Genomic DNA, 15799 nt, shown 5'->3' on the forward strand with positions numbered 1-15799 from the left:
GCGCTGGACGCCTCCGGCGCCGTCGTCGCCCGGGCCGCGGTCGCCGAGCCGACCGGCGCGCAGCGGTGCACCCGTGGGCGAGCCGTCGCCGCACGGTCGGGGCTGACCGCGCCTCAGCTCACGTAGTCCTCCAGCAGCGCGGGCGTGAGGCCGGCGGTGGAGATGGCGTTGAGCACGGCCAGGAAGTCCTCGACGAAGGCGGGCCGGAAGTGCATGAGCACGATGTCGCCCGCCTTGACCTTCTGGCCGGCCTGGTAGCGCACGATGCCCTTGTCCGTCGTCTCCTTCCAGTAGAACGCGGCCTTCATCCCGCAGTCGTGCACGACGCGCAGGGTGGTCGCGTCCTTGTCGCCGTACGGTGGCCGGAACAGCAGCGGCCGTCGCCCGTAGAGCCGGCCGAGCTCGTCGGCGGAGCCGCAGATCTCGTGCTTCTGCGCCTCGTAGGACTTGCCCTTGAGGTCGGGGTGGGAGATCGTGTGCGCCTCGATGACCGCGCCGGCCTGCTGCAGGCGGGTGAAGTAGCCGGGGTCGGACCTGATCGCGTTGATCTCCAGGAACAGCGTGACCGGCACGTGCGCGGCCTGCAGCAGCGCGAGCGCGTGCGGGTCCTTCGTCCAGCCGTCGTCCATCGTGATGAAGGCGACGGGCTGGTCGGTCGGGATCGCGCTGTACCAGCCCGCGGACGGGCCGGCCGGGACCGTGACCGGCCTGGGCGCGGGCGCCGGGCCGAAGTGCGGGATCCGGGCCAGCTGCGCCGAGCTGAGCCCGGATCCACCGGGCACCTCCGGCCTCGAGGCCGTCACCGAAGGACCGGGCCGCCCCTGGGCGGGTTCGCCGCCATGGGCTGCACACCCGGACGCGAGCAGTGACACGGCGACGAGGGCCAGGAGACGTGACCGCACCGCCCAAGTCTCGGGTTCGCCCGGCCGGGCCGGCCTCGGTGCCGTGCCGCACCCGGGTTGCGGGTTTCCCGCAGTCAGTGGTGGTGGGTGTAGTCCGGCTGCGCGGGATCGCCGGGGTGCTCGAAGCCGGGCCGGAGGCGGACCCGGGCCGCGCAGCGCTCGTCCAGCCAGCGCGTGAAGTGCCGGTCGCGCGCCTCGCGCAGCAGCAGGGCGGCGATGGCGTCGCGGCACTGCGCGTAGGGCTCGTGGTGCCGGTCCCGGTTGCGGTCCCAGTAGTCGCGCACCCGCTCCTCGCCGACGGTCACGTCCGCGGTCACCGCCGCGTACACGTCCGGGCGGGCGGCGAGGACCGCGGCCGTGACCCCGCCGAGCCGGAGCGCCCGCGCCAGGGTCGGCGGCGGGGTCGGCGGCGGGGTCGGCGGCTCGGCGGGCGGGGCCGGGGGCAGCCCGAGGGCACCGGCCTCCTGCTCCACGACGGCGGTCGCGGCCATGAGCTGCACGAGCCACCGGCGCAGGTTGCGGCCCTCGGCCGAGCCCGGGTGGGGCAGCCGTGCCGCCAGCGGGCCGGTCCGCATGCCGGCCAGGCGCGCGTCGACCTCGGCGACCGTGATGGGCACGCCACCGACGAGGGCGGCGATCACGGCTCGACCGTCACGGTGACGGGCTCGGTGTAGAACAGCGCCCCGGCGTCGGCGATGCGGGCCAGCAACCACCAGGTGCCCGGCGGATGCTCCTCGGGCACGCGTACCGCGAACTCCACCGTGGACCCGCCGGCGTGCACGGCCGGGGTGCGGACGAGCTCCCACGTGTGCCACGGGCCGATCAGGTGCACCTCGGCATCCGGCGCGGACGTGTCGAGCCGCAGCACGGCGGCGTCGCCGGGGCGCAGGCGCAGCGCGGGCGGGGACAGGGTGGCGGACACCGGCTCTTCGGTGCCGCCCGGCAGCCGGGCCACGTCGTAGGCGCCCGAGGGCAGCGAGGCCCGGAGGCGATGCGGGCCCGGTGCGGGCTCGGCCGGCGGGGTGAGCGAGATCGGGAACTCGGCGTGGCCGCCGGGCGGAAGGTCGAAGGCCAGCGACGGCGGCGAAACCGTCCAGCCCTCCGGCGCCGTCAGCTCGACGGTGCCCGCGGCCCCGGAATCGACCAGGCTCGAGGACACCGTGACGCGATCGGGCTCCACGAAGACCGACAGCGGCATGTTGCCGATCGGCGCCGGCCCGGTGTTGTGCAGCCAGTAGCGCGCATAGGCGGCCTGCGGCGCGACGACGGCGGCGGGCAGCGACCGGCCGACGTCGAGCAGCATCTGGCCGGTCCCGGCACCAGCCAATGCGGACGAGTCGAGGCGGTCGCGCTCCAGCAGGTCCACCGCGCGGGCCGAGAGCACCGGCGTCGGCAGTCCGATGTGGACGTCGGCCGGGGCGCCGGCGGACTCGTAGTACCGCGCCAGGATCGACGACACCGGCCCGGGCACCCGCCCGGACGCGAGCGGGTCGCCCGCCGGCTTCAGCGCGGTGAGCACCACGGTGGACGGCGAGACGGTGACCAGCCGCTCCTCGGCGGGCGGCCCGGGCGGGGCGAGGCGGGCGTGCATCGGGTGGTTGACGGCGTGCCCGGCGGCGACGAGCCCCGCGGCCCGCCAGTCCCCGGCCCCCGCCACGATCGCGTAGTCGAACTCGTGCGTCCAGTGCTGCTGCTGGAAGGTGGAACCGTCGGGCGCGGTGCGGCGGGGCGGGTCGATCCACACGCCGGACGGCCAGCCGGTGCAGGAGCGGATCAGCGACAGGTGCAGGGCGCCGCCGGGGTCGACGGCGAAGCCCGGCATCCCCCGGTTCACGATGCCGATGGTGTAGTCCTCCAGCTCCGGGTCCGGGTCCCCGTCGACCGCCGGGGCCGTGATCGCGCCGGTCTCCGCCAGCTCGGCGCAGACCGCGGGGACCTCGGCCTCGGCGAGGACGAGCACCGGCAGGTCCCGGGGGCCGGTCAGGTCGGCGTTCGGCGTCCACACCTCGGTCAGCGGGCGCTCGGCCGGGATCCAGCGGCGCGGTACGTCCGGGGCGTCCGCGAGCCGGAACCGCACGTCGGGGAGGTTGGAGTCGACGGCGAGGGAGCCGTAGCGCGGGCCCTCGGCGCTCGAGCAGGTGGCCGTGACCCCGCGCCGGACGAGCGCCAGGGCGAGCGCACGCGCGGCCGGCCCGCCGCCGATGATCTCGGCGACGCCGATCGCGCGGGTGTGCCCGCCGGCGCGGATCCTCGCCGTCGAGGACAGCGCGAACCAGTGCTGCGCCGGGTTGTCGAGGGTCCAGGGCGCCGGGCCGGCGTCGGTGTCGATGAGGCCGAAGCCGCGGCCGACCACCGCGTTGCCGACCTCGCTGACCGGCAGCGCGCCGGGGATCGCCGCGGGCCAGCGGACGCGGACGAGGTGGTCGGCGCCGGCGAACTCGTCGAGCCGGGTGCGCACGTCGAGGCGGGGCACGCCGCGCCACAGGGTCAGGATCTGGGTGTACCGCGCCGGGCCGACGACCCCGGTGACCGTCACGCGCTCGCCCAGCGGCCCCGCCTCGACCGTCACCGAGTGCGCCGGGGCGTCGGCCGAGCCCACCGTCGCGGGCCCCTTGGGCAGCAGGTGCCAGGGGCCCTCGTGGACCTCGGGATGGGCCGGGTACTCGTCGTACACGAGCAGTTCGTTGCCGGCCCGCCCCGCCGCGAGCAGCTCCCGCCCGGCGGCCAGGTCCACCATGGACGACACGGTCCCGCCGCGCGCCGGATCGACGGTGAGGCGGAAGGCCTCGTTCTCGATGGTCAGACCTTCCCGGGCCGTCCAACCGTCCGCTGTGGGCAGCTCGAAGGTCTTGTAGCCGACGCCCGGGACGTCCGTCGCGAGGAACTGCACGCCGTCGGCCCGCACGATGTCCGTGCGGGTCCACGAGGACGGGTTGAAGACCACCACCCGGCGCGGGCCGTCCCCCGAGGGCAGCTGGGCGACCAGTGTGGACAGTGCCTCGTCCAGCACTGCGCGGGCGAGGTCGTGGGCCTGGCGCCAGCCGGTGAGCAGGTCGAGGTACACCTGATCGGACTCCGATCCGGTGATCCCGTCGTGGTGCGCGCCGAAGACGAGCTGCCGCCACGCCATGTCGGTCCGCTCGTGCGGGAAGGGCATCGCGTGCAGCGCCGCGAGGGTCGCGAACATCTCGGCGTCGGTCAGCAGCGCCTCGGTGTGCCGCTGGGCCTGCTTGGTGTCGATGAACGACACGTCCTTGCCGGTGTAGATCGGGTTCATGTCCCGGGTCTGCGGCGAGAACCCGCTCGCCTGCGCGCGCACGGCCGCGAAGAACTCGCGCGGCAGGCCGCACACGAACCGCGGCCAGGTGTAGCGGGCGTTCCAGTCGCGGTGGATGTCGACGACCCACTTCGCCGGCGGGCTGTAGTCGGTGCCGACCGGCAGCAGGATGTTGCGGGTGCGGGCGACCTTCTTCAGCAGCAGGAAGAGCCGGTAGATGTTGTCCTCGGCGGCCTGCAGCGTCGGCTGAGCGTCGATGTGCCAGCCGGCCGAGTAGTGCGCGGGCATGTAGTGGGTGAGCACGCCGAGCCCGTTCGGCGAGAGCCACTCGAACTCGGCGTCGAACTGCATGGTCGACGGGTCGCCCCAGCCGCGCTCACCGGGCGTGTACGTGCTCTGCATCGGCCCCCACTGGTGGAACGGCCCGCGCGCCCAGGACGAGGAGTCCAGGCCCGCGGCGGCGGCCAGGCCCGGGAAGTTCGGGTCGTGGCCGAAGGCGTCGAGCTGCCAGGCGGTGCGGGGGTCGCCGCCGACGACGTCGCGCTGGAAGCCGATGCCGTGGCGGAAGTTGCGGATCGTGGTCTCGGCCAGGGTCAGGTTGGTGTTCGGCTCGTTGTAGGTGCCGCCGACCAGCTCCAGCCGGCCCTCGGCGAGCAGCCGCCGGATGTAGGCGCGGTCCTGCGGGAACGCGTCCCAGTAGGGCTTGAGGTAGTCCAGCTCGGCCAGGACGAACTTGTACTCCGGGTGCAGCCGCGCGGTCTCCAGGTGCAGCCGCACCAGCTCGAAGCCGGTGCGCTGGAAGTCGCCGCGGAACTCGGCGCCGGTCTGGCCGGGCGCGCCCCACGTGGCGGTATAGGCGGCCTGGGTGTTCCACCACACCGGGTCGTAGTGGAAGTGCGAGACCATCCAGACCGTCCAGCCGGGCTCGGCCACGACGAGCTCGCCGTGCCCGGTCTCGCCGCCGGCCTCGACCACGATGGGGATGACCGTCCCCGGCGGGGCGTCCACGTCGACCGGTACCTCGCCGATGCCCTCCCCCGCCACGCCGTCGCCGCGGACGACGGCCGGGCCGTCGGCGTCGAGCACCCGCACGACCTGGCGCTCGCCGATGAACAGCTCGGTGGACTCGATGCGCATGCTGTGCCTACCCCTTCACCGCACCGGTGAGGCTGAACGCCCCGCCGAAGACCCTCGACAACACTGAGTACATCAGCACGACCGGCGCCGTGTAGAGGATCGCGAACGCCGCCAGCTGCCCGTAGGCGACCTGGCCGTGGGTGGAGAAGAACGTGTAGATGGTCGCTGAACTGGCTCCAGTCCGGCCACTTGGCGAGCCGGTCGTCGAGCGGGTCCAGGAACCCGGCCGCGATGTCGGTGTCGACCAGGAAGGTGTCCTCGTACAGCACGTCGGGCGGGGTCTTCGGGGACCGGTTCATGAGCGAGAGCTTGGTGTAGTAGTCGTTCTCGGACGCCTCGATCGGCAGCCGCTTGACGGTGTAGCCAGGCGACGGTGATCGTCCTGGCGTCGTCCGCGCTGGACGAGCCACACGCGGCGGCCTCGAGCTGGCCGACCTGCTGCCGGCCCCGGTCACGCTCGTCACCTACGACGCGGCCGAGCTCGGGGCCAGGGCGGCGGAGCTGCTCTTCGCGCGCATCGACGGCGCGGACGGGCCGCCCCGGCGAGTGGTGCTGCCGACCAGGGTCGTCACCCGGGGCGGCGGGCCGGCCAACTCTGGTTAATCTTCTATATGTCTATGTATCATTGCCAAGCCCTCAACCAGCCGCGCCACAGTGTGGTGGCGGGGTGTGCCGTGCCCGCACGCCGAGAGGACATCGTGGCAATGACCGAAGTACCCGCGCAAACGCTGTGCGCCCATCGCCGGGCCCTGCTCGCCGGGCTCGGCGGCCTGAGCGCCGCCGCCCTGCTGGCCGCCTGCGGTGACAGCGACGCCACCGCGAAGGCGCCGGCCGCGACATCACCGGCCCCGGCCCAATCGTCCGCCCCCGCGAAGACCACGGTCGCGGACACCGCCCAGGTGCCCGTCGGCGGCGGCATCGTCGCCAACGGCGTGCTGATCACGCAGCCGGTGAGTGGAACTTTCAAGGTGTTCGACGCCGCCTGCCCCCACAAGGGCATCCTGGTGACCGCGCCGCAGAACGGCATCGCGGTCTGCCCCGCGCACCAGTCGAAGTTCAGCATCACCGACGGCTCGAAGATCGACGGCCCGACCCCGACGGGCCTGAAGCTGCTCAAGAGCGAGGTCGACGGGACCTCGATCGTGCGCCTGCCCGACTGACCGGGCGATGGCGGCGGCCCGCGCCCGGGCCGCCGCTATCCGCGCGCCGCGACCTGCCCGGCGGCGGTCCGGCCCAGCGTCGTGAGCTCCTCGGCGGGGACCGGGCGGCCGTAGAGATAGCCCTGCGCGTACTGGTAGCCGAGCCGCCGCAGCGCCTGGGCCTGGGCCTCGGTCTCGACGCCCTCGGCGACCGCGCGCAGCCGCAGCCCGTCCGCGATGCCGATGAGCGCCTCGGCGATGACCGAGCGGGCGCCCGCCTCGGTCACGTTGTCCACGAAGGACTTGTCCACCTTGAGCACGTCGACCGGGCAGGTGCGCAGCAGGCCCAGCGAGGAGTGCCCGGTGCCGAAGTCGTCGAGGGCGACCTGCACCCCCAGCCGCTTCACCTCGTGCAGCTCGTCCAGGGCGGAGCCGCCGTCGAACACCGCGGTCTCGGTCACCTCGACCATGAGGCACGCCGGCGGCAGGCCCGCGGCGCGCAGCTCGTCGCGCAGGCGCCCGGCGAACCCGGACTCGCGCAGCTGGCGCGGGGAGACGTTGACGGAGACGTACCGCAGCGCCTCCGGCCCGAGCTCGCGGCGCCAGCGGGCCGCCTGCCGGCACGCCTCGGCCAGCACCCACTGCCCGACGGGCACGATCATGCCGGTGCGCTCGGCGGCCGGGATGAACAGGTCGGGCCGGATCAGGCCGCGCTCGGGGTGCACCCAGCGCACCAGCGCCTCCACGCCGACCGGGCAGCCGTCGTCGAGGCGCACGATGGGCTGGTAGAACACGCGCAGCTGGCCGGTGTCGAGGGCGGTGCGCAGCTCGGCCGCGACCCGGGCCTGCTCGGCGCCGCGCTGGTCCATCGCCGGGTCGTAGGCGACCTGCCGGCCCTTGCCCTGCACCTTGGCCGCGTACATGGCCACGTCCGCGCGCCGCAGCAGCTCCCCCGCCGTGGCGCCCGGGCCGCCGACCGCGACCCCGATGCTGGCCTCGACCACGAGGGCGTGCCCGGCCGCGTCGAGCGGACGGCGCAACCCGGTGGCGAGCGTGCCGAGGAACCGCAGCGCCTCGGGCTCGTCGGCGGCCGGGAACACCAGCGCGTACTCGTCGCCGCCGAGCCGGGCCACGAGCGACCCGGGGGCGACCACCTCCTCGAGCCGCCCGGCCACCGCCCGCAGCAGGGCGTCGCCGGCCGGGTGGCCGAGGTCGTCGTTGATCGCCTTGAAGTCGTCGATGTCCACGAGCGCGACCGCGACCCGCGACCGCCGCTCCAGCGCGCCGGTCACGTGCTGGCTGAGCAGGCGACGGTTGGCCAGCCCGGTGAGTGAGTCGTGGGTGGCCTGCCAGGCGAGCGTCTGCACGAGCCCGGCGTTGTCGCGCAGCACGGTCAGCTGCCGCGAGGCCACGAGCACCACCAGCACGACGGTGCCGGCGGCGACGCCGAGGATGTCCCCGCCGCGCGTCCAGGCGTCGGCGAGCAGCAGCACGCAGGTGGCGGAGACGGCCGTGTACGACACGAACCCCGGCCGCTCCCGCCGCGCCGGCGTCGGCGGGGTCGCCCGGGCGGCGCGGCGCTGCCGGTCCGCGGCCAGCCCCAGCACGAGGCACGTGACGGGCAGGATCACGGGCGTGCCGTTGAGGTAGGGCCGCGACTGCAGCAGCGGCGCCAGCGCCCCGCCGAGCGCCCCGACCCCGCCGGCCGAGGCGAGCAGGTAGAGCGCCCGCCGGTCCAGCGGCCCGGTCCCGGTGAACGCGATCTTCACGAACGCGAAGACGCACACGGCCACGCAGGCGAGCAGCGACATCACGGCCCGCGCCCCCGTCGCGTTGCCGCCGGACCACGCCTGCCAGTCGCTGAGCAGGAAGTGCCACGCGAAGGTCATGACGGCGACCAGGACGGTGGCCGAGTCGAGGCCGAAGCGCAGCCACTCGCCGCGGGTCCGCCGCGCCCCGGGGATGCGCAGCATCGCCCACAGCAGCACCGCCAGCCCCGCGACGTAGATTCCCGCGGTCAGCGGCCCGACGTGCTGCGGCCGCACGATCCCGCGCAGCATGTCGACGCCGTTGCTGACCGCGCCGAGCCCGACGAGGGCCATCCCGAGCGCGACGTGCCGCCAGAACCGGGCCGCCCCGGGCGCGATCCCGTCCGCGGTGGCGGCGCGCAGGCAGCCCGCCACGGCCAGCCCGACCACGGGCGGCACCGCCGTCCAGCTGATCAGCTCCGGGACGGGGTGCAGCAGCCCGACCCCGAACCAGATCTCGGCCCCGGCCGCGATCGCCGCGGCCGCGATGAGCAGCCGCGTCGGTCGCCAGGGCGCCACCCTCTCCACGCCGCCGAGATCGGCACCGCGCCGCCGTTCATGAACATTCCCGCCCTGTGGCCCCCGAATCCGCGTAGCGTGGCAGACGCGGGAGTCCGTTCGGCCGGGCCCGAACGGTCGCGCCGCTAGGTTCCCGGTCATGGAACTCGTGGACGTCATCGACACCGCCGTCGACGAGGTGCTGCGCACGGCCGCGGCGTGGCTCGGGTGGGACGGGCGGCCCGTGCGCTTCGAGGGCAACGCGTGGACGCCGCACAAGTCGCTGCGGCGGGTCACCGACCACCTCATCGACCACCTCGCCGAGATCGAGTGCCGCCTCGCCGGGCTGGATCCGCTCCCCGACCACTGGCACGGCCGCGCCGTCACCACGCACGCGGGCTTCGCGCGGTTCACCGAGACCGACCTCGAGGAGGCCGCCAGCCGGCTGACGAGGCTCGCCGTGTCGTACCGGGCCCGCCTGCACGACCTGCCGGCGGCGACGCTGGACGAGCGGACCGGCCCGGACACGTGGACCCTGCGCGAGGTCGTCCACCACGTCGCCGGGGTGACCTACTATGCGCGAGCGATGGCGGGCGATGCATGATGGTCGCGTGGGCTATCTGGAGCCGCAGACCGAGGGCCCGCGGCGGCCCACCCCCGAGCGGCTCGCCGCGCCGGATGCCGGCGTGCTCTACCTGCGCTCATACCTGCTCATGCGCGCGGTCATCGGCTTCATCGGCCTGGCGCTGCCCGTCGCGCTCGTCCTCGGCGACCTGGCGCTCGAGGGCGGCGGGGTCCGGGGGTCCCTGAGCGAGTACTTCTACACCGGCATGCGAGACGTCTTCGTGGGCGCCATGTGCGTCACCGGCCTCTTCCTGGTGACGTACAAGGTGTTCGAACACAACCTCGACAACCTGCTCAGCAACGTGGCCGGGATCGCCGCGCTCGGCGTGGCCCTGTTCAGCACCGACCGGCCCAAGCACGCCACGCTCGCCCTCACCCCGCTGCAGCAGCGCATGGGCGAGGCCCCGGTCGCGATCGTGCACTACACCTGCGCGGCCGTGTTCATCGTCTGCCTCGGCGTCATCAGCCTGTACTTCGGCATCCGCGAGGGCAACCGCACCGAGCTGCCGGGCCGGCGCTCGCCGGCGTTCTGGCGCCGCTTCCACTTCACGTGCGCGGCCCTCGTCGGGATCGCGGTCGTGTTCATCGCGGTCACCGAGGCCACGGGCGCGCTCGAGGACTACGCGCTCATCATCGGCGAAACCCTGGCCGTCCTCGGCTTCGGCGCGTCCTGGCTGATGAAGGGCCTCGAGCTGCGGGTCCTCCTCGGCCCCGCATAGGATTCGCGCATGGTGACGGCCAAGCCGGCGGCCGGCGGCGGTCGCTGGGTGGAGATCTCCCCGGAGCGCCTGCGGGGCTGGCTGGACGGCTTCTACGGCCGCCATCAGGGCGCCGACGAGGCCGGCCTGACCCTGACCGGCACGAGCAACGGCGACCGGGCGACCCTGCACCCGCCCCCGGGCCTGGACGCGGCCGAGGACATCGACGCGCTCCTGCGCGGGATCGCCTCCCCGCCCCGCATCGGGCTCCTGCTGGCCCGCAAGGGCGCGATGGCGGCCGGGATCGCCGACGGTACCGCCATCACGTCCTCGAAGGTCGAGCGGTTCCACGTCCACGGACGCACCGCCGCGGGCGGCTGGTCCCAGCAGCGCTACGCGCGCCGGCGCGACAACCAGTCCGACGCGGTCGCCGGCAAGTCCGCGGACATCGCCGAGCGGGTGCTGCTGCCCGAGGTCGCGAGCCTCGCCGCGCTCGTCTGCGGCGGCGACCGCGGGATGGTCGAGGCGATCCTGGCCGACCGGCGCCTCGCCGCCCTGGCCGCGCTGCGCCACCCGCACCTGCTCGAGGTCCCCGAGCCGCGCCTGGCCGTCCTGGAGGAGGCCGCGGTCACGGCCCGCAAGGTGCGCATCCACCTGGTGCCGTAGACGAAGGGCCGCCCGGCGGGATGCCGGGCGGCCCTTCCGCGGTGCGGTCCTACGGGAAGTTGATCACGTTGTGCGGCACGACCGCGCTCGGCAGGGCGGCGTCACCGGTGTCGTTGATGACGTGGGTGATGGAGCCCTTGCCGAGGGAGACGGTGAGGATGTTGTGGAACTTGACGTTGGCGTTGACCGGCGTCTCGTAGGAGTGGTAGGCGGCGATGGATTCGTCGCTGGTGAAGACGCAGTAGCTGCCCATGCCCCAGGCCTCGTGCGAGGTGACGGTGTTGGCGACCTTGTAGGCGGCGTAGCCGGTGATCCCGTCGTGGGACCAGGCGGCGGCCGAGGGCGGGTCGTAGGGCAGTTCGTTCTGGAAGAAGATGGTCTTGCCGCCGTTGCCGTTCCAGATGACGTTGTACTTCTCGAAGTGCTCGACGAACAGGCCGTAGGCGGTCACGTTCTGGCCGTTGACGATGAGTCCGGTGTCGGAGGGGTTGGAGGTCCAGCCCGCTCCGGCGCCGTGGTCGGCGCGCCAGGCCCAGATGTGGTCGATGATGGTGTTGTTGTTGTTGACCACGAGGGCGTTGGTGACCTTGGCCGCGCCCGCGCCGCCGACGCGCAGGAACACGTCGGAGATCAGGTTCGGGGCGCCGGCGTGGTTGCCGGTGGCGCCGTTGGGGCCGACCTGCAGCAGTGCGGGGGAGTTCGTCGGGCCGGCGTCGAAGAGCAGGCTGGCGATCTTGACTCCGTCGACGTCACCGACGGCCATCGGCAGCGCGCCGTTGTCCGCCACGATCGTCGCGTAGCCCAGGCCCAGGACCACGGTGTTGGCGCGGTTGATGTTCACCGTCGAGTTGAGGTGGTACACACCCGGGGTGAACAGCAGGTTCAGGCCCTGCGCGACCGCCTGGTTCAGCGTCGCCGCGCTCACGCCCGGCTTGGCCACGTAGAACTGGCTCAGCGGCAGCGAGGTGCCCGGCGTCTGGCCGTTGATCCAGGTCGCCCCGCTGCTGTTGGTCCGCAGCGACGGCACGAACACCCGGTAGCCCGACGCGTCCGCGTACAGGTACGGCTTCTCCTGCGTCACCGGCGAGGTGGGCAGCACGGTGTACGGCGGGTTCGGGAAGCTGTTGGCCGGAGCCCCCTGCACGCCCGAGAACACCATGTTCCACACGGAGCCGTTCCAGCTGCCGATCGTGGAGTCACGGGTGAACCACTGCTGCTGCGAGCAGGGGTTGATGTTGCCGCTGACCCGCGAGTCGGCGATGTAGCCGCCCGACGCCCAGCCACAGTTCGGGCTGGCGAGGGTCATGCCGCCGTGCACATCCATCCGGCGGAACGGCGCGGCCTGCGCGACAGCCCAGCGGTCGACCCCGGAGACCGGGTAGACCGACAGGTTCTCGGCCGAGCGCCAGAAGTTCTGGGTCGCGTTGCCCTGGAACCAGCCCGCGTCGACGGTGATGTCACCGTGGATCTGCACGTCCTGCGGGTTCTGCCCGAGGCCGTTGATCGACGTGTAGAAGCCGATCTGGGCGTTCAGGCCGCTGTAGGAGCCCGGCTTGAACAGCAACTGGTAGCGCTCGGTGCCGAACTGGTTGGTCTCCTGCTGCGTGAAGACCTGGTCCAGCTTCGCCTGGATGGTGGCGGAGGACTGGCTCGGGTCGAACACGATCACGTTGGCGCCGAGGTCGCCGCCGCCCGGCAGCTGCGGGCCGGTCGGGGTCGGCGTCGGGCTGGTGGTCGGCGACGGCGACGACGTGGTCGGCGACGTGCCACCGGTGTTGACGATGAGCTCCCAGATCGAGTAGCCGTAGCCGGTGCCGCGGGCCGTGCCGTAGACGCGGACCCAGCGGCCGGAGCCGCTCAGGCCGCTAAGCACCTGGTTGCCGCCCGTGCCACCGGTGACCGTCTTGATGGTCGTCCAGTTGGCGTTGTCGGTCGACGTCTGGATCTGGAAGTCCTTGCCGTAGGCGGCCTCCCAGTTGATGGTCACCTGGCAGATCGACTGGACCGAGCCGAGGTCGACGCGCAGCCACTGCGGGTCGCTCGCGGCGCTGGACCAGCGGGTGCCGGCGTTGCCGTCGACGGCCGCGGAGGCCGGGGTGCCGCCGTTCTCGGTGCTGGAGGCGTCGGCCGCCTTGCCCTGCGCCGCGTTGGCGGTGGTGTTGCACGGGCCGCCGGTCGGGTTCGTGGTGCCGAACGAGCCGTAGACCTGCATCTCGTAGAGCGAGTAGCCGTAGCCGGTGGCCCGGACCGTGCCGTACATGCGCACGTAGCGGCCGCTGCCGGTGACGGTCAGCGTCTGCGTCCCGCCGGTGCCGGTCGTGGTCGAGTAGACGTTGGTCCAGGTGTTGCCGTCGGGCGAGGTCTGGATCTGGAAGGACTTCGCGTAGGCGGACTCCCAGTAGAGCTTGACCTGCGAGATGGTCGCCGTCTGGCCCAGGTCGACGCGGATCCACTGCGGGTCGCTGAACGCGCTGGACCAGCGGGTCCCGGTGGTGTTGCCGTCGAACGCGGCGGAGGCGGGCGTGCCGCCGTTCTCGTCCGACGACGACAGGGCCGTCTTGCCCTGCGAGATCAGGGAGTCGGCGGCCGAGGCGGTGAGGGTGGTGGTGACCACGTACGTCGCCAGCACCACGAACGTGGCGATGGCGGCGAGGATCAGAGTTCGGCGGCGGCGGTTCGCCGTTGGCGGTGCGGCGGTGTGCATCACTGCTCCTGATTCAGGGCATGGCGGCAGCCGGACGAGCCGCCGCGGGGGTGCGGCGCCCGGTCTTGTGTTCCGGCCGACGGGGTGTCAGGCTCACCGGACCGGGAACGGGCGGCCCGGGAACCCGGGGTGAGGTTCGGAGAGCGCTCTCCAAGGACGAGGGTTATCCGTGGCAGCCCCGAAGTCAAGAGCCCTGCGGTTCCGGAACTGAAAATCTAGAGAGCGCTCTCTAGGAGTGAGCCCTCGGACCGAACCCTGTAGTCGATCCCCGCGTCCCGCGCGAACCGGGCCGCGGCCTCGGCGAACGCCCGCGATCGATCATCGTCCCCGGCGAGCGGCTCGACGATCACCGCGGTGAACGGCAGGGCGCTGAGCAGGTCCAGCCGCACCGTGTTCGTGCCGGTCTGGTCCAGGGCCAGCCCGACGCCCGCCGCCCGCAGCTCGCGCATGACCCGCCGCAGCACGCCGTCGACGGTCAGCTGCGCCGCCGGCAGCGCGAGGGTCAGCCCGTCCGGCTCCAGCCCGGCCTCGGCGAGCAGGCCGGTCAGCTCGGCGGCGAACCCGGGCGACACCAGCGCCGCCCGCCCCACCTCGAGCGTGAACGGCGGCCGGGCCGCCGCGAGCGCCCGCCGCAGATCGGTCAGCCGGGACTCGGGGGTCATGAGCAGACCGCTGAGATCCGGGGTGTACCGCGCGTGCGTGCCCTTCCCGCGCCGCTTCGCCGCGTACATGGCGATGTCGGCGTGGCGCAGCAGGTCCTGGGCGCCGTCGCCGTCGGTCCGGGCCGCGACCCCGACGCTCGCCGTCACCGCGAGCACGTGGCCGTGGGTGTGCACGGGCCGGTCGAGCTCGGCGAGGATGCGGGCCGGGAGCCCGTCCAGCCCGTCCTGCGAGCCCTCCGGCACCAGGACCGCGAACTCGTCCCCGCCCAGGCGCGCCACCAGGTCCGCCGGGCGCACCGCGGCCCGCAGGCGCCGGCCGACCTCGACGAGCAGGCCGTCGCCGACCGGGTGGCCGAGCGTGTCGTTGACGGCCTTGAAGTCGTCCAGGTCGACCAGGATGGCCGCGGCCGCGTGCTCGAGTCGCTCGTTGAACAGCGCCCGGTTCGGCAGCCCGGTGAGCGCGTCGTGCGTGGCCTGCTCGTGCAGGAGCCGCTGGTGCTCGCGCAGCGAGCGCAGCAGCCCGTCGTTGTCGCGGAACGCGAGCAGCTGGCGGGCGACGACGGCGGCGGTGGCCGTCACGGCGCCGAAGAGCACGGGCAGGGTGCCGAGCTCGTCGACCGTGACGGCGACGAGGAGGAGGTTGACGGCGGCGACGGCGAGGTACGGCAGCACCGAATAGGGCCGTCGCCGCTCGACCGGGACCGTCTCGCCCGCGCCCGCCCGGCGCGCCTGCAGCACCCCGGCGACGGCGACCGCCAGCGCCTCGCACATGGTGACCAGGTCGGAGACGCCGGCGAGGCGGGGGCTGGACAGCACCGGGACCAGGGCGGAGCCGACCGCGCCGATCACGACCACGAGCGCGAGCGCCCGCAGGGCCCGGGCGTCGACGACGGCGGTACCGGCGAGGATGAGCTTCACCACGGCCAGCACGGCGAGCAGGCACAGCACGCTCAGCACGCTCAGGCCGAGCACCTGCGGCAGCGGTGCGCCCGCGGCCCCGCGCAGCACGAAGTGCCACAGGAACGTCGCCGAGCAGACCAGCACCGTGGCCGCGTCGAGCCCCAGCCGCAGCCAGTCGCGGCGCCCGCGGACCCGGGTCGGCAGCCGCAGCAGGGCCCAGAGCACGAGCAGCAGGGCCACGGCGAGCAGCCCGACGGCGGCGAAGAGCAGCGGGCCGGAGCGCCGCCCGCCCAGGCTCGCCTCCGTGAACGGGCCGGTCGAGGGGGCGATGAGCAGCGCGGCGATGGCCAGGTGACGCCAGAACCGGCGCCCGGCGGGGTCGAGCCCGGGCGTGCGGGACGCAGCCAGCAGGTAGCCCCCGCCGACCGCGATGCCGATCGCGCCCGGCAGCCAGCCCAGCACCAGCGCACCCTCGAAGCCGGCGAGCCGCAGCAGCGCCCAGCCGACGGCGACGGCGAACAGGGGCGCGAACACGGCGATCAGCCGGCTGGTCTTCACCGCCCGTCATCACCGCCTTCGCCCCGGCCGGCAGACCTCCGGCCGCCATACCTTCGGCCGACCCTGAGCCGAGATGAGCGGTATCGCCCACCCATCGCGGGCGGTGCGGACAGGGTAGCGCCAGGTGCGCGGCACGATCCAGTGCGCCGCAGCAGTGGATCATTACTCAGTTCGGCGGGACCAGAGTGCTCGACGCGCTTGAGCGCGACGGCCGGCATCGGCGTCG

General features: G+C 73.7%; 11 protein-coding genes. 5 read left to right on the forward strand and 6 right to left on the reverse strand.

What is annotated here, in order from left to right:
* Positions 1 to 113 precede the first annotated feature (113 nt).
* The 3 genes from ACQP1P_RS35235 to ACQP1P_RS35245 form a co-directional block, all read right to left on the reverse strand.
* Positions 114 to 803 (reverse strand): polysaccharide deacetylase family protein, encoded by a 690-nt coding sequence (locus ACQP1P_RS35235; protein ID WP_433077701.1) that lies wholly within the window; start codon positions 801 to 803, stop codon positions 114 to 116.
* 173 nt (positions 804 to 976) lie between these two features.
* Positions 977 to 1543 carry a DUF7158 domain-containing protein gene (locus tag ACQP1P_RS35240; protein ID WP_433077703.1) on the reverse strand — a complete coding sequence of 189 codons (567 nt, stop codon included), beginning with the start codon at positions 1541 to 1543 and terminating at the stop codon, positions 977 to 979.
* On the reverse strand, positions 1540 to 5316 hold the full coding sequence (locus ACQP1P_RS35245) for a glycoside hydrolase family 38 C-terminal domain-containing protein (protein WP_433077705.1): 3777 nt from the start codon (positions 5314 to 5316) through the stop codon (positions 1540 to 1542). Before ACQP1P_RS35245 ends, ACQP1P_RS35240 begins: the two co-directional genes overlap by 4 nt.
* 438 nt (positions 5317 to 5754) lie before the next feature.
* On the opposite strand from ACQP1P_RS35245, the gene ACQP1P_RS35250 reads away from it, so the two are divergent.
* Together ACQP1P_RS35250 and ACQP1P_RS35255 are read left to right on the forward strand one after the other, a co-directional pair.
* On the forward strand, positions 5755 to 5919 hold the full coding sequence (locus tag ACQP1P_RS35250; RefSeq protein WP_433090229.1) for a substrate-binding domain-containing protein: 165 nt from the start codon (positions 5755 to 5757) through the stop codon (positions 5917 to 5919).
* Between the two features lie 101 nt (positions 5920 to 6020).
* Positions 6021 to 6476 (forward strand): Rieske (2Fe-2S) protein, encoded by a 456-nt coding sequence (locus tag ACQP1P_RS35255; RefSeq protein ID WP_433077707.1) that lies wholly within the window; start codon positions 6021 to 6023, stop codon positions 6474 to 6476.
* 35 nt (positions 6477 to 6511) lie between these two features.
* Here the strand turns inward: ACQP1P_RS35255 and ACQP1P_RS35260 are convergent, their stop codons facing one another.
* Positions 6512 to 8782, reverse strand: coding sequence for a putative bifunctional diguanylate cyclase/phosphodiesterase (locus ACQP1P_RS35260; protein ID WP_433077709.1), 2271 nt, complete (start codon positions 8780 to 8782; stop codon positions 6512 to 6514).
* Positions 8783 to 8921: 139 nt separating this feature from the next.
* On the opposite strand from ACQP1P_RS35260, the gene ACQP1P_RS35265 reads away from it, so the two are divergent.
* From ACQP1P_RS35265 to ACQP1P_RS35275, 3 genes are read left to right on the forward strand one after another with little or no spacing between them, the layout of a single operon-like run.
* A complete protein-coding gene (locus tag ACQP1P_RS35265) occupies positions 8922 to 9365 on the forward strand; it encodes a hypothetical protein (protein WP_433077711.1) in 444 nt (147 codons plus the stop codon).
* A 7-nt stretch (positions 9366 to 9372) separates the two neighbouring features.
* Positions 9373 to 10104, forward strand: a complete 732-nt coding sequence (locus ACQP1P_RS35270) for a hypothetical protein (RefSeq protein ID WP_433077713.1) — start codon at positions 9373 to 9375, stop codon at positions 10102 to 10104.
* A 9-nt stretch (positions 10105 to 10113) separates the two neighbouring features.
* Positions 10114 to 10749, forward strand: coding sequence for an acVLRF1 family peptidyl-tRNA hydrolase (locus tag ACQP1P_RS35275; protein ID WP_433077715.1), 636 nt, complete (start codon positions 10114 to 10116; stop codon positions 10747 to 10749).
* Between the two features lie 49 nt (positions 10750 to 10798).
* On the opposite strand, the gene ACQP1P_RS35280 is transcribed toward ACQP1P_RS35275, so the two are convergent.
* Entirely contained in the window at positions 10799 to 13453 is a 2655-nt protein-coding gene (locus ACQP1P_RS35280) for a discoidin domain-containing protein (RefSeq protein ID WP_433077717.1), read from the reverse strand.
* 215 nt (positions 13454 to 13668) lie between these two features.
* On the reverse strand, positions 13669 to 15573 hold the full coding sequence (locus ACQP1P_RS35285; RefSeq protein ID WP_433077719.1) for a diguanylate cyclase domain-containing protein: 1905 nt from the start codon (positions 15571 to 15573) through the stop codon (positions 13669 to 13671).
* Between the last annotated feature and the right edge of the window lie 226 nt (positions 15574 to 15799).

The organism is Dactylosporangium sp. CA-052675, assembly GCF_050947935.1.
Taxonomy (GTDB): domain Bacteria; phylum Actinomycetota; class Actinomycetes; order Mycobacteriales; family Micromonosporaceae; genus Dactylosporangium.